Source organism: Streptomyces sp. NBRC 110028, assembly GCF_001417735.1.
Classification (GTDB): Bacteria; Actinomycetota; Actinomycetes; order Streptomycetales; family Streptomycetaceae; genus Streptomyces.
In genome coordinates, this window is record NZ_BBUZ01000030.1 from 208,430 (window position 1) to 223,848 (window position 15,419).

At 71.4% G+C, this 15,419-nt stretch carries 14 protein-coding genes and 1 pseudogene; 10 read left to right on the forward strand and 5 right to left on the reverse strand.

What is annotated here, in order from left to right; translation table 11 throughout:
• The first annotated feature begins 212 nt into the window (after positions 1–212).
• The gene (locus tag ASC60_RS22760; RefSeq protein WP_055553845.1) at positions 213–1,247 is read left to right on the forward strand and encodes a GTP-binding protein; all 1,035 of its coding nucleotides are present in this window, start codon (positions 213–215) and stop codon (positions 1,245–1,247) included.
• A 10-nt stretch (positions 1,248–1,257) separates the two neighbouring features.
• Here the strand turns inward: ASC60_RS22760 and ASC60_RS22765 are convergent.
• Both ASC60_RS22765 and ASC60_RS22770 read right to left on the reverse strand, forming a co-directional pair.
• Positions 1,258–1,947, reverse strand: a pseudogene (locus tag ASC60_RS22765) (IS5 family transposase); the annotation flags it as partial.
• Between the two features lie 15 nt (positions 1,948–1,962).
• Positions 1,963–2,490, reverse strand: coding sequence for a DapH/DapD/GlmU-related protein (locus ASC60_RS22770; RefSeq protein ID WP_055553995.1), 528 nt, complete (start codon positions 2,488–2,490; stop codon positions 1,963–1,965).
• Between the two features lie 114 nt (positions 2,491–2,604).
• Here ASC60_RS22770 and ASC60_RS22775 point away from each other — a divergent pair, with 114 nt between their 5' ends.
• The 3 genes from ASC60_RS22775 to ASC60_RS22785 all read left to right on the forward strand — a co-directional run bounded on the left by ASC60_RS22775 (position 2,605) and on the right by ASC60_RS22785 (position 7,166).
• Complete coding sequence (locus ASC60_RS22775; RefSeq protein WP_055553847.1) at positions 2,605–3,534, forward strand: LysR family transcriptional regulator; 930 nt, start codon at positions 2,605–2,607, stop codon at positions 3,532–3,534.
• 181 nt (positions 3,535–3,715) lie between these two features.
• Positions 3,716–5,122, forward strand: a complete 1,407-nt coding sequence (locus tag ASC60_RS22780) for an FG-GAP and VCBS repeat-containing protein (RefSeq protein WP_234357080.1) — start codon at positions 3,716–3,718, stop codon at positions 5,120–5,122.
• Positions 5,123–5,309: 187 nt separating this feature from the next.
• On the forward strand, positions 5,310–7,166 hold the full coding sequence (locus tag ASC60_RS22785) for a cellulase family glycosylhydrolase (protein WP_234357081.1): 1,857 nt from the start codon (positions 5,310–5,312) through the stop codon (positions 7,164–7,166).
• 18 nt (positions 7,167–7,184) lie between these two features.
• On the opposite strand, the gene ASC60_RS22790 is transcribed toward ASC60_RS22785, so the two are convergent.
• On the reverse strand, positions 7,185–8,168 hold the full coding sequence (locus ASC60_RS22790; protein ID WP_055553851.1) for an aldo/keto reductase: 984 nt from the start codon (positions 8,166–8,168) through the stop codon (positions 7,185–7,187).
• Between the two features lie 206 nt (positions 8,169–8,374).
• Between ASC60_RS22790 and ASC60_RS22795 the strand changes: the two genes are divergently transcribed.
• Genes ASC60_RS22795 through ASC60_RS22805 form a run of 3 tightly spaced genes read left to right on the forward strand, consistent with a single transcriptional unit; the run spans position 8,375 to position 10,039 of the window.
• The gene (locus tag ASC60_RS22795; protein ID WP_055553853.1) at positions 8,375–9,382 is read left to right on the forward strand and encodes a carbon-nitrogen hydrolase family protein; all 1,008 of its coding nucleotides are present in this window, start codon (positions 8,375–8,377) and stop codon (positions 9,380–9,382) included.
• A 46-nt stretch (positions 9,383–9,428) separates the two neighbouring features.
• A complete protein-coding gene (locus ASC60_RS22800) occupies positions 9,429–9,662 on the forward strand; it encodes a hypothetical protein (protein ID WP_055553855.1) in 234 nt (77 codons plus the stop codon).
• A gap of 2 nt (positions 9,663–9,664) precedes the next feature.
• The gene (locus tag ASC60_RS22805) at positions 9,665–10,039 is read left to right on the forward strand and encodes a hypothetical protein (protein ID WP_055553857.1); all 375 of its coding nucleotides are present in this window, start codon (positions 9,665–9,667) and stop codon (positions 10,037–10,039) included.
• A gap of 15 nt (positions 10,040–10,054) precedes the next feature.
• Here ASC60_RS22805 and ASC60_RS22810 read toward each other — a convergent pair whose 3' ends face one another.
• Entirely contained in the window at positions 10,055–10,576 is a 522-nt protein-coding gene (locus ASC60_RS22810; RefSeq protein ID WP_079038549.1) for a MarR family transcriptional regulator, read from the reverse strand.
• Positions 10,577–10,642: 66 nt separating this feature from the next.
• Positions 10,643–11,902, reverse strand: coding sequence for a beta-propeller fold lactonase family protein (locus ASC60_RS22815; protein ID WP_063787190.1), 1,260 nt, complete (start codon positions 11,900–11,902; stop codon positions 10,643–10,645).
• A gap of 17 nt (positions 11,903–11,919) precedes the next feature.
• On the opposite strand from ASC60_RS22815, the gene ASC60_RS43070 reads away from it, so the two are divergent.
• The 3 genes from ASC60_RS43070 (at position 11,920) to ASC60_RS22830 (ending at position 15,407) form a co-directional block, all read left to right on the forward strand.
• Positions 11,920–12,246, forward strand: a complete 327-nt coding sequence (locus ASC60_RS43070; protein WP_234357082.1) for a hypothetical protein — start codon at positions 11,920–11,922, stop codon at positions 12,244–12,246.
• Between the two features lie 75 nt (positions 12,247–12,321).
• Complete coding sequence (locus tag ASC60_RS22825; protein WP_055553863.1) at positions 12,322–13,065, forward strand: HAD family phosphatase; 744 nt, start codon at positions 12,322–12,324, stop codon at positions 13,063–13,065.
• A complete protein-coding gene (locus tag ASC60_RS22830; RefSeq protein WP_055553865.1) occupies positions 13,062–15,407 on the forward strand; it encodes a glycoside hydrolase family 65 protein in 2,346 nt (781 codons plus the stop codon). Before ASC60_RS22825 ends, ASC60_RS22830 begins: the two co-directional genes overlap by 4 nt.
• Positions 15,408–15,419 lie beyond the last annotated feature (12 nt).

The window sequence follows — 15,419 nt, forward strand, 5'->3', positions numbered from 1 at the left end:
TCCCACTAGAGTGCGCCCGCGCGGAAAGGTACGCCTTGTGGCCTTGATGGCGACCTGGTAATGACCGAAGCGGGGCGGCGCCACCGAAACTGACAGCGCATCAGCCCGCCCGTCGATGGCCGAGATCCGCCCCGGATGATCCGGGCGGCCCGTCCCGATAGCATGAACGGCCCGCCCGTACCGCCCACGCACCGCCGCACGGAGACAGAACCTTGGCCACACAACGGATCCCGGTCCTTCTCATCACGGGTTTCCTGGGTTCCGGAAAAACCACGATGCTCAACCATCTGATGCGCGACAGCGTGGACACCCGGATCGGGGTCATCGTCAACGACTTCGGCAGCATCAACATCGACGCCATGGCCGTCGCCGGACAGGTCGACTCGATGATCCCCATCGAGAACGGCTGTCTGTGCTGCGCCGCGGACGCCTCCGAAATGGACGAGATGCTCGACCGGCTCACCGACCCGGAGCTGCGCATCGACATCATCGTGATCGAGGCGAGCGGCCTGGCCGAACCCCAGAGCATGATCCGTACGCTGCTGTCCAGCGGCAATGAGCGCATTCGCTACGGGGGTCTGGTGGAGGTCGTGGACGCCGCGGAGTTCGCGAGCACCCGCGACCGCCATCCCGAGCTGGACCGCCATGTGCGCGACGCCGACCTGATCGTGCTCAACAAGACCGACCGGGTGGGGGAGGACGAGCGGCGGCGCGTCCTGGAAACCGTCGCCGAGATCGCCCCGGGGCTGCCCGTCCTCACCGCCGAGCACGGCCGCGTCGACCCCGGGCTGCTCTTCGACCACGAGCCCCGGGACACTCCCGAAGAGCGCTTCCGGCAGCTGTCGTTCGCCGATGTGTGCGCCGAGGACCACGACCACGACCGCCATCTCCACGCCGCGTACCAGAGCGTCGAATTCACCTCGGCCGAGCCGCTGGACCCGCGCCGCTTCATGGCATTCCTCGACGCCCGGCCCGCGGGCCTCTACCGCCTCAAGGGCTTCGTCCACTTCGCGGGCGACGACCCGCGGTCCACATACGGACTGCACGCCGTCGGCGCGTACCTCCGGTTCCAGCCGGTGCCCCGGGAGCGCGGGGAACCCCGCACCACCCAACTGGTGATGATCGGCGCCGGCATCGACGCCGACACCCTCACCAAGCGGCTGACCGACTGCGTCGCGACCCGCCCGGAGGAGGTGGACGAGCGGCACATGATGGGAGTGCTGCGCTACGTGGACCAAGCGGACTAAGGCGTGTCCGTTACATGTGCGCCCGGACCAGCACTGTGGCGAGGACTGCGGCCGAGCGGTCGACGATCGCGAGCTTGTCGAATCTCGTGGCCAGGCCCCGCCATTGCTTGAGCAGGGCGAAGGGCCGCTCGACCACGTTGCGGTTCTTGTAGGCCACCGGATCGAGCTTCGGCGGACGCCCGCCTGCTGAACCGCGGTGGCGACGGTGCGCCTGCTGGTCACGCCGTTCAGGGATGACCGCGGTGATCCCGCGGGCCTTGAGCACCCCTCGGATCGCGCGAGAGGAGTATGCCTTGTCCCCGAGCAGCATGGTCGGGGTCGTGCGCGGGCGGCCTGCTCCGGCCTTGGAGACTCGCAGGTCGCCCAGCGGCAACGGCAGGGACCGGCCGTCGTGTGCCTGCCCGGGCGTCACGGCGACGGCCAGCGGTCTGCCTTGACCGTCCACGGCGTGATGGATCTTCGTGGTCAGCCCGCCGCGGGAACGACCGATCGCGTGCCCAGCGGGCTCTCGGCGGCTGTCGAGGCCCTGCCCTCGGGCTGCGGCCCGGCACTCCTCGGGGCGGCGGGTGTTGGTGGCGTGCTGGTGGGCCCGGCTGATGGTGGAGTCCACCGCGACCCGTCAGTCGATCAACTCGTCATCTGCGCGGGCGAGCAGGACGCCGAGCACGCGGTCCCAGGTCCCGTCGGCGGCGCCGGGCCGGCGGCCCGGCCGGGCTCAGTCAATCGTCTTGATCACCCGGGCGGGCACTCCCGCGACCGCGGTGCCGCCAGGGACATCATGAGTGACCACCGCACCGGCAGCGACCACCGCACCGGCGCCGATGGTCACCCCTTGCGTGATCACGGCAGCCGTCCCGATCCAGACGTCGTCCTCGATGACGATCGGGGCGAAGGAGAGGTACTCGCGGCGCTCGGCCAGGGGCAGTGGATGGCCTCCGGTGATGAGGCTGACCTTAGGGGCGATCATGACGCCGTTCCCGATACGGATGCCTCCCTTGTCCATGAAGGTACATCCCTGGTTGACGAAGACGTTTTCCCCGAACGTCGTGTTCAGCCCGTTCTCGGTGAAGAACGGCGGGTAGATCACCACCGACTCCGGCAGCGGGCCGCCGAACACAACAGAAAGTAGTTCCGCGCGACCTTCGCTGTCGCTGAATGGAAGCACGTTCAGTCGAGACGTCGCATCGGTCACCTCCACGATCCGCTCCACATGACGCGCGAACTCAGACGTCTGGACATACATGACCTGCTCTGTGCGGGTAGACATGTGCTGATCTCACCACCGCGCAGAACACTTGATCAAACAACCCTGCACCGCACCAGACACAACCAATGGTTGTGGAAGTAGGGTGGAAGCGTGGATGTTGAAGCACTGCGGACGTTCGTTGCCGTCGCCGAGACCGGCCAGTTCCAGGGCGCGGCCGACGAGCTGGGGATCAGCCAGCAGGCGGTCTCCAAGCGGATTGCGGCCCTGGAGAGGCACATCGAGGTCACGCTCCTGGTGCGGACGTCCCGAGGCTCCCGGCTGAGCCTGGACGGGCGGGTCTTCTTGCCGCACGCCAAGAAAGTCCTGACGGTCATCGAGCAGGCCGAGCGGGCCGTGCGCCCCGGAAGCCGTCCCTTGCGCGTCGATGTCCTCAATCGGCGCATCTCCCCGGCCCAGGCCGTCTATCGGTTTTACCGCTCCCACCCCGAGACGGACCTGGACGCGGTCACGCTGAGCAACGAGAATGCCGCCCAGGCCGTCCAGGCGGTGCTCGAAGGGACCGTCGACGCGTCCTTCCGTGCCCTGCCGGCAGACCAGGTCCCGGCCGGGATCAGCGCCGAACGACTTCTGGACGTACCCCTGGAGCTCCTGGTCGGGCCCGGCCACCCGCTGGCTGACGTGCCCTGGGCCAGTCCTGCGGACCTGGGCGGTCACCGCATCTGGATCCCCGGGATCAGGCCGAGCACGGAGTGGGCGGCGTTCTACCAGGCACTGTCCGAGGCCTTCGGCCTGAGCATCGACGCGCTCGGCCCCAACTTCGGTGACGAGGCCCTGATGGACGCTCTGGCCGACTCGGCCTCGCTGGCCACCCTCGTCGGCAGCGGGGACCGGTACCTGTGGCCCCAGACCCACGACCTACGGCGCATCCCGTTGCACGACCCGACCCCGGTCTACCCGCACGTGCTGCTGTTCCGCAGCGGAGACCAGCACCCAACGCTGACCGCGCTACGCGACCACCTGCGCACCGCGGGCCCGCGAACCCCGCATGACGCGTGGGCACCGGACTGGGTGGCCCGCTGACCAGAAGACCGAATCAACAGACACGGCCTAGTGGATTCCCTGTCCTTGGGTGCGCAACCCTTTGGCAACTCCAGCTGTCTCGGTGGGTGTACATGAGGTAAACGCTCACCAACGAGCTGGAGGATATGTGCGGCCCCGTTCCCTTTCCACCGTCGCGCGCTGCGCCACGGTGGTCGCGCTTGTGACCACCCCCGCCTTACTCGCCGCCCCCTCGGCGGGCGCCGCCGAGGCCCGCGCCACCGCCGCGGCTTCCGCGCCGCGGGCCGACTTCAACAAGGACGGTTACGCCGACCTCGCCATCTCCGCGCCGGCCGGCACCGTGGACGGCAAGGCCAAGGCCGGCTATGTCGCCGTCGTCTACGGATCGGCCTCGGGCGCGGACACCGCCCACCGGCAGATCATCAGCCAGGCCACCGCGGGCGTTCCCGGTGACCCCGACGCCTCGGCGTACTTCGGAAGCCGGACGGTCGCCCGCGACCTGGACGGCGACGGCTACACCGACCTGGCGATCGAGGTCGGCGACAGGCCGGCCGTCACCGTCCTGTGGGGCTCGGCGAACGGACTCACCGGCGGCACCCAGCTGCCCGAGGGCGACGGCGACAACTTCGGCTCCAGCATCATCGCCGGTGGTGACTTCAACGGCGACGGCCACGCCGACCTGGTCGATCAGGTCATCGTCAACAAGGGCTCGGACTTCGACGAGCGGACCGGGCTGCGCGTCCGGTTCGGCCCGTTCGACCGCGCGGGCGAAGCGGCGGGCAGCGCCACCGTCAACACCGACAAGATCGACCGGCCGACCAGCCTGACCGCGGGCGACCTCAACGGCGACGGCAAGGACGAGCTGGTCAGTACCCACGCCTTCGAGGAGATGTCCGAGGCCACCTTCGTCTGGAAGGGCGGCACGGACGGGCTCGGGAAGACGCCCACCAGGCTCACCGACGCCGCCACCACCGCCATCGGTGATGTCGACAAGGACGGCTACGGCGACCTGATCGTGCGCACCGTCCCCGACAACGTCGTCGAGGAACTGCCGTCCGACCACGGCACGCTCAAGGTGTTCTACGGCACCGCGTCGGGGCCGAGCACCACCCGCACCAAGACCATCGACCAGAACACCGCCGGGGTGCCGGGCGTCAACGAGGACGGCGACCAGTTCGGCTACTCGCTCAGCGCCGACGACGTCAACGGCGACGGCTACGCGGATGTCGCGGTCGGCATCCCGTACGAGGACCTGGAGGCCGGCCAGAAGGACGCGGGCAGCGTCGTCCAGCTGTACGGCGGCTCGGGCGGGCTGTCCGGCACCGGTGCCCAGGCGTTCACCCAGGACACCGCCGGGGTCCCCGGCGTCGCGGAGGCGGGCGACCGCTTCGGCGCGGCGGTGGGGCTCGCCGACACGAACGGCGACGGTGCGGCGGACCTCGCCGCCGGTGCGCCCGACGAGGACGGCGCCCACGCCACCAGCGGTGCCGCCTGGGTGCTGCGCGGCAAGCCGGCCGGGCTCACGACCGACGGCATCGTCTCCTTCGGGCCCGACACGCTCGGCGCGCCGGAAGCGGGCGCGGCCCTGGGGGCCGGTTTCTCGCGGTAACCACACCCCCGCGACAGTCGCGGACGCCGAACGATCCGCTGTGCGCCACTAGTTGACGATCCTTCATGTCTACTGGACGGTAGTGTCCATGGCGACGCATGCGACGCGAGGCACCGCGACTTCGAGGCTACGGAACGGCCGACCCAGAGCGGGTCGTACAGGGCTGCTCGGGGCGGCCGTTCTGCTGGTGGCCGCGGTCGCGGCCCCGGGCACCCCGGCGGCCGCCGCCGAGACGCCCTGGTTCGACGGACGGGCCGCGGACGAGGTGACCACGGACGGGGCCCGGTTCGCCGACGGCCACGGCCGCGAGGTCGTGCTCCGCGGCTTCAACGTCTCCGGCGAGACCAAACTGGAGGAGAACGACGGTCTCCCCTTCGCCGATGTCGCCGACGCCCGGAAGTCCGCCGCCGCGATGCGGACCCTCACCGGGGCGAACTCGGTCCGCTTCCTGCTCTCCTGGGCCCACGCCGAACCCCGGCCCGGCGAGGTGGACACCGGCTACCTGGAGCAGGCCACCGCCCAGATGAGGGCCTTCCTCGATGCCGGAATCCGCGTCTTCCCCGACTTCCACCAGGACCTCTACTCCGGCCACCTCTTCGACAAGGACAGCTGGTACAGCGGCGACGGCGCCCCGAAATGGGTCGTCGACGCGGGCGGCTACGGCAAGGAGTCCTGCGGCCTCTGCGCCCACTGGGGCCAGAACATCACCCAGAACCAGGCCGTCATGAAGGCCACCCGCGACTTCTGGCACAACCGCGCGCTGACCACCAGCGCCGGGACCGTGCGCGTCCAGGACGCCTTCCTCGCCACCGCCGAGAAGACCATGTCCTACCTCGCCCAGCACCTCTCCGTCGACGCGTTCGCCCGCGTCACCGGATTCGACCCGCTCAACGAGCCCTACGCGGGCGTCTACGACGACGGCGAGAAGAGCCGCACCTGGGAGAAGAACGTGCTGTGGCCGTTCTACGAGAAGTTCCGCGCGCGCATGGACGCCGCGGGCTGGCGGGACAAACCCGCCTTCGTGGAGCCCAACATGTTCTGGAACTCCAACCTGGACTTCCAGCGCCAGGAGGGCGGGCTGCTCGACGCGGGGAAGCCCGGCTCCCGCTACGTCTTCAACACCCACTACTACGACCAGAAGGCCATCTCCGGCATCTTCATGCCCGGCAAGGCCGCCGACGGCCAGTACTCGACCGACTTCGGCGCCGTCCGCGACCGCGCCACCGCCCTGGGCGTCCCGGCCGTCATGAGCGAGTTCGGCCATCCGCTCACCGGCTTCACCTCCGACAAGGCACCCACCGTCCTCAAAGGCATGTACCAGGCGCTGGACTCCCGCCTCCCCGGCGCCACCTGGTGGACCAGGCCCGCCGCCTCCGGCCCCGCCCTCTCCTCCACCCAGTGGCAGTGGGACCTCTACAACGGCCGCCACCACGAGGCGATGAACGGCAACACCGCGAAGATCCTCACCGAAGGCGACGCCTGGAACGACGAGGACCTCTCCGCCGTACGCCTCGACGACTCCGGCAACGCCCGGCTGCGCCAGGACGCCCGGCTGCTCGACCGCCTCTACCCGCGTGCCGTGGCGGGCCGCACGCTCGCGTTCACCTTCGAGGACCGCTCACGCGACGGCGGTACCACCCTCAGCTGGGACCGCGTCCCCAGCTCACTCCCGGGCGTCGCGCGACTCACCGGCTCCGGCCGCTACGGCCTGCTGGTGTGGCGCTCCGACGGCCGCACCGACGCCCCCACCGAACTGCACCTGCCCCGCGACTTCGACCCCGCCACCACCACCGTCGTCTCCGACCTGGGCACCGTCACCGGCCCGCCCGCGTACACCGCCCAGGGGCACACCGCCGACCACCCCATCGCCACCGCGGCCGAGCCCGGCGGCGCCGACGCCCGCCGTCTGGTGCTCTCCGCGCCCGAAGACACCGGCACCCTGCACTACGCCCTCGTCGCCGACGGCACCGCAGTCCCCTCGGCGGAACTGCGCGCCGCCGCCCAGCGGGAACTGACCCGATGGGCGGCGGACAGCGGCTTCTGAGGCCCTGGCGGCGCCTCGTCACCAGCGGTGGTGCACCTGCGCACGGATCCGCCGGTCGTACAGCTCGCCGATGGCGTCCAGGGTGGGCCGTGGCAGCGGCGGCAGCGCCGCCGCCGCCGCGTTCGCCCGCGCCTGCTCGGGGGAGCGCGCGCCGGGGATGACCGAGGTGACCCCCGGCTGCTGGACGATCCACCGCAGCGCCGTCTGTGCGGGCGTGGCGCCCTCCGGCGCCAGCTTCCCGAACTCCACCGCCGCCTCGACACCCTCCTCGAAGTCCACTCCCGAGAAGGTCTCGCCCTGGTCGAACATCTCGCCGTGCCGGTTGTAGGCGCGGTGGTCGTCGTCGGCGAACAGCGTGTCCTTGGTGTACCTGCCCGACAGCAGACCGGACGCCAGCGGCACCCGCGCGATGATTCCCACCCCGGCCTCCGCGGCCGCCGGAACCACCCTCTCCAGCGGCTTCAGCCGGAACGGGTTGAGGATGATCTGCACACTCGCCGTTCCCGGCCGGGCGATCGCCGTCAGCGCCTCCTCACACGTCTCCACGCTGACCCCGTACGCCGCCACCCGCCCCTCGTCCACCAGCGTGTCCAGCGCGTCGAACACCGCGTCGGTGGCGTACACCGAGGACGGCGGGCAGTGCAACTGCACCAGATCGAGCGTGTCCACGCCCAGATTGGTACGCGAACGGTCGGTCCACGCACGGAAGTTGTCCAGCGTGTACTCCTCCGCGACCTGCGGCACCCGCCGCCCCATCTTGGTGGCCACGAAGATCCCGGCGTCCGGCCGGTCCCGCAGAAAGCGCCCGATGAGCTGCTCGCTGCGCCCGTCCCCGTACACATCGGCGGTGTCGAAGAACGTCACCCCCGACTCGACGGCCGCCTCCAGTACGGCCAGGGCGTCCGCCTCGCTGACATCGCCCCAGCCCGCGCCCAGCTGCCAGGTCCCCAGCCCGACGACGGAGACCTCGCGGCCGGTCCGGCCGCACACCCGCTGCTCCATGGTCACGCTCTCCTCACGCGATCTCCTGTGATGCGGCTCACCGTACCCGCACCGGCCGAAAACCGTTCCGTCGCCCTGTCGGCCCCTCGCGGGCGGCCCCGGCGCCGGGTAACCTGGCGGGCATGCTGTGACGCCCGCCCCGCGCCCGGGGCCCACCGGCCACTCCTTCGCCTCCGTTCCCACAGCCGACGAAGGAGAAAACAGCCATGACCATCCTGACCGTCGCCCTGCTCCAGCTCGCCCCTCCCGGCCGCGACCCGCGGGCGAACCTCGCCATCGGTGACGCCGCCTGCCGCCGGGCCAAGGTCCTCGGCGCGGACATCGCGCTCTTCCCCGAGATGTGGAGCAGCGGCTACCGCCCGGCCGCCGCCGACCTGCCCGTCGACGACGTCTACCGCCACCCCCGGCGGTGGGACGGCGCGCCACCCGCACCGCCGCTGCCCGCGCACGAGGCCATATGGGGCGACGAGGCGATCACCCGCGACGGGCCCTTCGTGGCCCACTTCCGCGAGCTGGCGGCCGAGCTCGACATGGCCATCGCGCTCACCTATCTGGAGAGGTGGGACGGGCCGCCGCGCAACACCGTCTCCCTCATCGACCGCCACGGCCGCCTCGCCCTCACCTACGCCAAGGTGCACACCTGCGCCTTCGACGTGTCCGAGGCCGTCCTCACCCCGGGGGAGGGCTTCGAGGTGTGCGCCCTGGACACCGCGGCGGGCGAGGTCATGACGGGGGCGATGATCTGCTACGACCGGGAGTTCCCGGAGAGCGCCCGCGCCCTGATGCTCGCCGGAGCGGAACTCATCCTCACCCCGAACGCCTGCGATCTGGAGATCAACCGGCTCGGCCAGTTCCGGGCCCGCGCGTACGAGAACATGACCGCCCTGGCCATGGCCAACTACGCGGGCCCCGGCTGGGGGCACTCCATCGCCTTCGACGGCATCTCCTTCGCCGACGGGCGCTCCCGGGACATGCTCGTGATCGAGGCGGGTGAGGCCGAGGGGGTCTACCCGGCGGTCTTCGACCTCGACGCGCTCCGCGACCACCGGCGCCACGAAACCTGGGGCAACGCGTTCCGGCGCCCCGCCGCGTACCGCGCCCTGACGAGCCATGAGGTGCGCGAGCCGTTCGTACGAGTGGACCGCGACGGTGCCCGGCCGCCCAGCGCGGACACTCCCCAACGGTTGTCAAGTACCTACAAAAACATCATGTGAGCTGCGGCGATTGCTGTCGGGGTACCGGCCGAGTAGGGTATTTCGCATGTCAGCACTCAACGTGGAATTCAGCGATCGGGAACTTGAGGACCTCCGCCAGATCGCCAAGGAACGCGGGACGACGATGAAGGCCCTCGTCCGCGAGGCGACCGTCGCCGACATCGCCCGCCACCGCGCTCTGCAGGAAGGCGCCGAGGTCTTCCGCCGCTTCTTCGCGGACAACGCGGACGCCTTCGCGGACGCGTTCCCGGAGGACGAACACCGCGGACAGGCCGCCTGACGATGCCGCCGCTTCATATCGACGTCCCGTGGCTGCTCCAGCGCCATGAGGAGGTCCTGCCCGAACAGCCGGCCATCTCCGACTTCTCGGGGCTGGTCGCCGCCGTGGCCCGCCACCGCGTCGACCCGCCGCGCCTGGGCGTCGATCCCGACCCGGCGTGGCGGGCCGCGGCGCTGCTGCACACGCTCGCCATGCTCAGGCCGCTCCCGGCGAGCAACGCGCGCTTCGCCAGCGCGACCGCCGTGGCCTATATGCACGCGTCCGGCGAGGGCATCGACCCGCCCTACGGCGCGCTGATCGACCTGGTCCGCGACATCCTGTCCAGCAAGGCGGACGTCTTCGACGCGGCGGGCCGCATCCGCTCCTGGCGCATCTGACCGCCGCGTTTCCGCTTAAGGGAGCGGAAGCCCCCGGTGGCCCGCTGTCCGCCGCGCGCCTGTCGCCAGCCGCTGGAGGGCGGGGGCGGCGGCACGGACGGCGGTGGCGAGTGCCTGTTCGTCCTCGGGCGGCAGGGTGGCGAGCAGTCCGGCCAGCCGGGCGGTGCGGTCGCGGCGCCGTTCGGCGAGCAGGGCGCGCCCGCCGTCGGTGACGGCCACGAGCACCACGCGCCCGTCGCGCGGATCGTCGACCCGGGTCACCAGGTCCTGCCGCTCCAGCCGCTGGATCAGCTGGGTCATCGAGGGCTGGCTGACGCCCTCGTCGGCGGCGAGTGCGGTGAGCCGGGCCGGCCCCTCCCGGTCCAGGCGGCCGAGCGTGGAGGCGGCGGTGAAGCTGATGTCCCGGGTGGTCAGATGACGCACCGCGAGAAGCGCCAGCCGCTCCAGCGCCTCCGCGACCTCCTCGCGGGCCTCGGTGACCTCGGTGACCTCGGTGTCCGGGATTTCCGGCGAGCCGGACTGATGCGTGTACTCCACACGTACATGTGTATCACGGTCTGTACAGGCGGGCTGTGCACCGGGCGCCGGGCGACTTTGCCGGGCTCAGCGGAAGATGCCGGTGTGGCCGAGGGAGTAGCGGCCCGGCTGTGGATAGACGGCGAGTCCGTGCGGACCGCCGCCCACCGGGATCCGCGCGCGGAGCCGCCCGGTGCGGGTGTCGATCGCGTACACCTCGCCGTTGTAGCGGCCCGAGAGCCACAGCACCTTGCCGTCGGAGGACACCCCGCCCATGTCGGGGCTGGTGATGCCGGGCAGCCGCCAGCGGCCGGTGAGCTTGCCGGTCCTGAAGGACAGCAGGGAGATCGTGCCCTCGCCGCGGTTGGAGATGTAGAGGGTGCGGGAGTCCCGGCTGACGTAGAGGCCATGGGTGCCCTTGCCGGTGGGCAGCAGCCGGGGGCGGCCGAAGGTGTCCCCGTTCAGCACCCACACCCCGTTCGCCACCATGTCGGCGACGTACCAGGTCTTCCCGTCCGGCGAGATCTTGACGTCCTGCGGCATGGCCCCCGCGAGCGGCAGCCGCTGCTCGGCCACCACCTTCATCCGGGCCGTGTCCACCTTCAGCAGCTGTCCCGAGAACTCGCAACTGACGATGAAGTAGCGCCCGTCGGGGGAGAAGTCCGCGTGGTTGACACCGAAGCACGTCACCGGGACCGACTTCACCACCCGCATGGTGTGCGCGTCCCGGAACACCAGCGCCCGGTCCTTGGAGGCCATCACCACGGCATGCTTGCCGTCCGGGGTGAAGTAGAGGTTGTACGGATCGTGGACGTCCACCGGGCGGCCCACCCGGCCGGTCGCGGGATCGATCGGGGTGAGGCTGTTGCCGAGGTCGTTGTTGACCCACAGGGTCTTCAGATCCCATGAGGGCACCACGTGCTGCGGCTGGTGGCCGACCCGGACGGTGCGCACCACCTTGTACGTCTTCGGGTCGATCACGCTCACCGTGTCCGACAGCGTGTTGGGCACGTACACCCGCGACGGAAAGCCCTTCACCGCCCGCGACAACGCGCCCGGCCGGTCCGCCGCGTACAGGTCGTGCGGGTCGAGCGGCGGCGGCATGCCCGGCAGCAGACGCGCCCGCGCCGCCTTCCCGGCCGCGGACCGCACCCCGGCCGAGTGGTGCGGCGCCGCTGGCTTCCGCGGAGGGGAGGCGTGCTCGGAGGAGGAGGCACACGCCGGGACCACCCCGCAGCACAGCAGCAGCGCCGCGACCACGCGCGGCGCGACGCGGCGGCGGCCCGGGGAAGGCCGTGTCGCAGGCCCCGGTGTCGTGCGGCTCGGGCGGCGGGTCGGGCTGGCCACGGAAAGGTCCTCCTACGGTGAGGGGGCGCGGCCGTGCCGGACTGCGGTGGGGCCGTCGGCCCCAGATTGTCACCGCCCCCGCCCACCGGCATCCGCCCACGTCCAAGCAGGTGAGCGGCGTACCGCCGGTGGCCGACGACGCGCCCGGACGGCCGCGTGGGATCGCGCCCGGCTGCGGGACCACGGCGGTGGAGGCGTTCACCACGGCCGTCGACCGGCTGCTGACCGGCGCCCGGGAGGGCGTGCCCGACCCCTGCGACGCGCGGTCCGGCCGCGAGGTGGTCGCCGTGCCGGAGGCCGCCGACCGCTCCCGCCGCGAGGGCCGCACCGCCGTACCGGGCTGAGGCTTTCTCCGCGACCGCCGCCGGTCGCCGAAGACCGCGCCGCATATTCCGGCGGACGCTGGGGAACCGGAAGCCATGACCAAGCTCTGCCTGCCGGCGGGCATCCGGGCCTGCCTGTTCGACCTCGACGGGGTACTGACCCGGACCGCCGTGGTGCACGCGGCGGCGTGGAAGCAGATGTTCGACGAGTTCCTGCGACGCCGCGACGGGCCCTCCTTCCGCCCCTTCGACAAGACCACCGACTACGACGAGTACGTCGACGGCCGCCCGCGCGCCGACGGCGTACGCACCTTCCTGGCCTCCCGGGACATCGACCTCCCCGAGGGCAGCGCGGACGACCCGCCCGACAAGGACACCGTCCAGGGGCTCGGCAACCGGAAGAACATCCTCGTCCTGGAGAAGATCCGGGAGGACGGTGTCGAGGCGTACCCCGGATCGGTGCGGTTCGCCGAGGCCGTGCGCGCCGCCGGGCTGCGTACCGCGGTCGTCTCCTCCAGCGCCAACTGCCGCGACGTGCTGATCGCCGCCGGTATCGAGCATCTCTTCGAGGTGCGGATCGACGGCGTGGTCGCCGCCGAGCGCGGGCTCCCGGGCAAGCCGAACCCGGACACCTTCCTGGAGGCCGGCCGGGAACTGGGCGCCGAGCCCGCCGAGGCGGCCGTCTTCGAGGACGCCCTGGCGGGCATGGAGGCGGGCCGCGCCGGCCGCTTCGGCTGCGTCGTCGGAGTGGACCGGGCCGGCCAGGCCGACGCGCTGCGCGAACACGGCGCCGACATCGTCGTCAAGGATCTCGCCGAGCTGCTGGAGGGCCCCTCGTGATCACCGATTCCTCGTACGCCGTCGATCCCTGGCAGCTGCGCGAGACCGTGCTCCGCCTCGATCTGCTGCCGCAGAGCGAGTCCGTGTTCGCGCTCTCCAACGGCCACGTCGGCTGGCGCGCCAACCTCGACGAGGGCGAGCCGCACGGACTGCCCGGCTCCTACCTCAACGGTGTGCACGAGCTGCGCCCGCTGCCGTACGCGGAGGCCGGTTACGGCTATCCCGAAGCCGGCCAGACCATGATCAACGTCACCAACGGCAAGGTCATCCGGCTGCTGGTGGACGACGAGCCCTTCGACCTGCGCTACGGGCGGCTCCGCTCCCACGAGCGCGTGCTCGACCTGCGGGCCGGCCTGCTGCACCGCACCTGCGAATGGACCTCCCCCTCGGGAACCAGCGTGCGGGTCCGCTCGACCCGGCTGGTCTCCCTCACCCAGCGGTCCATCGCCGCGATCGCCTACGAGGTCGAGGCGCTGGACGCCGAGATCCGGGTCGTCGTCCAGTCCGAACTGGTCGCCAACGAGCAGCTGCCGGAGCGCGGCGGGGATCCCCGGGTCGCCTCCGCGCTGGAGAGCCCGCTGGAGCCGGAGGAGCACGCCGCCGTCGACAAGCGGCTGCGGCTGATCCACTGCACCAAGGCCAGCCGGCTGCGGGTCGGCGCCGCCGCCGACCACCTGATCACCGGGCCGCCGCCCACCCGTCACGTCAGTGAAAGCGCCGACGACGTCGCCCGCCTCACCGTCACCTCGGTCCTCAAGCCGGGCGAGAAGCTACGGCTGGACAAGCTGGTCGCCTACGGCTGGTCCGGCACCCGCTCACTGCCCGCCGTACGCGACCAGGTGGAGGCGGCGCTCGCCGGAGCCGCCTCCACCGGCTGGGAGGGCCTGGTCGAACAGCAGCGCGCCTGGCTGGAGGACTTCTGGGCCCGCGCCGACGTCGAGGTCGAGGGCGACGCCGAGATCCAGCAGGCCGTACGGTTCGGCATCTTCCACGTCCTGCAGGCCGGCGCGCGCGCCGAGGAACGCGCCATCCCCGCCAAGGGCCTCACCGGTTCCGGCTACGACGGGCACTCCTTCTGGGACGCCGACACCTTCGTCCTGCAACTGCTGACCTACACCTTCCCCGAGGCGGTCGCCCAGGCGCTGCGCTGGCGCCAGTCCACCCTGCCCGCCGCCCGGGAGCGGGCGCGTCAGCTGGGCCACGAAGGGGCCGCGTTCCCCTGGCGCACCATCGACGGCTCCGAGTGCTCCGCCTACTGGCCGGCCGGCACGGCCGCCTTCCACATCAACGCCGATGTGGCCGACGCCGTGGTGCGCTACGTCGCCGCCACCGGCGACGAGGAGTTCGAACGCGAGACCGGGGTGGAGATCCTGGTGGAGACCGCCAGGCTGTGGCGCTCCCTGGGCCATCACGACCACCACGGCCGCTTCCACATCGACGGGGTGACCGGCCCGGACGAGTACAGCGCCATCGCGGACGACAACGTCTACACCAACCTCATGGCCCAGTCGAACCTGCGCGCCGCGGCGGACGTCGTGGAGCGCCACCCGGACAAGGGCTCGGCGCTGGGCGCCGATGACGAGGAGGCGGCGACCTGGCGGGACGCGGCCGAGGCCATGGCCGTCCCGTACAACAAGACGCTGGGCGTCCATGAGCAGTCCGCCGACTTCACCGACCACCAGGAGTGGGACTTCCAGAACACCCACCCCAGCCAGTACCCCCTCATGCTCCACTTCCCCTACTTCGACCTGTACCGCAAACAGGTGGTCAAACAGGCCGACCTGGTGCTGGCCATGTATCTGCGTGGCGAGTGCTTCACCGACGAGGAGAAGGCCCGCAACTTCGCCTACTACGAGCATCTGACTGTCCGGGACTCCTCCCTGTCCGCCTGTGCCCAGGCGGTGATGGCCGCCGAGGTCGGCCATCTGCGCCTCGCCTACGACTATCTGGGCGAGGCGGCCCTGATGGACCTGCGGGACCTGGAGCACAACACCCGCGACGGCCTGCACATCGCCTCACTGGCGGGCACCTGGATGGCGCTGGTCGCCGGGTTCGGCGGGATGCGGTACCGCGAGGGCAGCCTGTGCTTCTCGCCCAAGCTGCCGGAGAAGCTGGCCCGGCTGGCCTTCAGCGTGCAGGTGCTGGGACGGCGGCTGCGGGTGGAGATCACCGACCTCACCGCCACCTACACCCTGGTCGAGGGCGCCCCGCTGGAGATCCAGCACTACGGCCGGCCCATCACCGTCTCCGACAAGTCGCCCCAGACCTGCGACGTGCCCGAGCAGACCGCCCGGCCCGAGCCCCGGCAGCCCCCGGGCCGCCGCCCGGACCGGCGCGCCTGAGGCACCGCGAGG